Raw genomic sequence first — 866 nt, 5'->3', positions numbered from 1 at the left:
CGGGCCCGGCGGCGACGGCCGCCGCGGATCACCGCCTGGTAGGGGGCTATGCCGACCTCGACCTCGTCCGCCGCGTCGGCCAGCAGGAGGGCGATGTCTCTGTCCGTCATGGTGTTGTTCGTCTCCCGGTCGGCGCTCATCACTTTCGCCCTCCCTGCGTCACCGTCTCGGCGAGTCCTGGTATGGCGCGGAGTTTCGCGATCCCCTTGGCCGCGTTGCTCTTCACCGCGCCGACGGAACAGCCCATCGCCTGTGCCGTCTGTGTCTCGGTCAGGTCCTCCCAGTACCGCAGCACCACCGCCTCCCGCTGCCTCGGGGGCAGTTGGGCCAGTGCCTTCAGCAAGGTGTTTCGGTCCTCGGCCTGGGCGATGCGGTCACCGGTGTCGGCGATCTCGCGCACCAGTCCCGAGTCGTCCTTCGGGGCCAGGAACTCCTTGAGCCGTCTGCGGTGTTTGCGTGCGTGCGCGTTGATCATCACGCGCCGTACGTACGCCTCCGGGTCGTCTGCCGAGCCGACCTTGCGCCAGGCCACGAAGACCTGTTCCAACGTCGACTGGACCAGGTCCTCCGCGGCGTGCTGTTCCCCCGTAAGCAGAAATGCCGTCCGCATCAACCGCGGCCAGCGGCCGATGACAAAGCTCTGGAACTCGTCATCCCGAGCCTCCCGAGCCTGCGTGCGATCCCCCATGGGCACCTCCTAGATGTCTAAAGGAGTCCATGAGCCGCCCGGATCGTTGCCTCACTTCTCGAAACTCGTAAAAGCCGTGCCCTCCGTGCCCTCGGCGTCCACCACGACCTCCCCGTCCGCGCTCGCGCCCGCCCCCGCCACGGCAGGCACCGCCGCCCCGCGCCACGGCAGCCACACC

Annotated in this window: 1 protein-coding gene; it reads right to left on the bottom strand. The window is 68.5% G+C overall.

What is annotated here, in order from left to right:
* Nucleotides 1-139 precede the first annotated feature (139 nt).
* Nucleotides 140-688 carry a SigE family RNA polymerase sigma factor gene (locus R6V09_RS54085; protein ID WP_317888683.1) on the bottom strand — a complete coding sequence of 183 codons (549 nt, stop codon included), beginning with the start codon at nucleotides 686-688 and terminating at the stop codon, nucleotides 140-142.
* Between the last annotated feature and the right edge of the window lie 178 nt (nucleotides 689-866).

The organism is Streptomyces sp. W16, assembly GCF_033194735.1.
Lineage (GTDB): Bacteria > Actinomycetota > Actinomycetes > Streptomycetales > Streptomycetaceae > Streptomyces.
This window is presented reverse-complemented; position numbering and strand designations above follow the sequence as displayed.

Coding starts and splice junctions, on each gene's coding strand:
- R6V09_RS54085 (WP_317888683.1), bottom strand. CDS start 688: ATGGGGGATCGCACGCAGGCTCGGGAGGCTCGGGATGACGAGTTCCAG.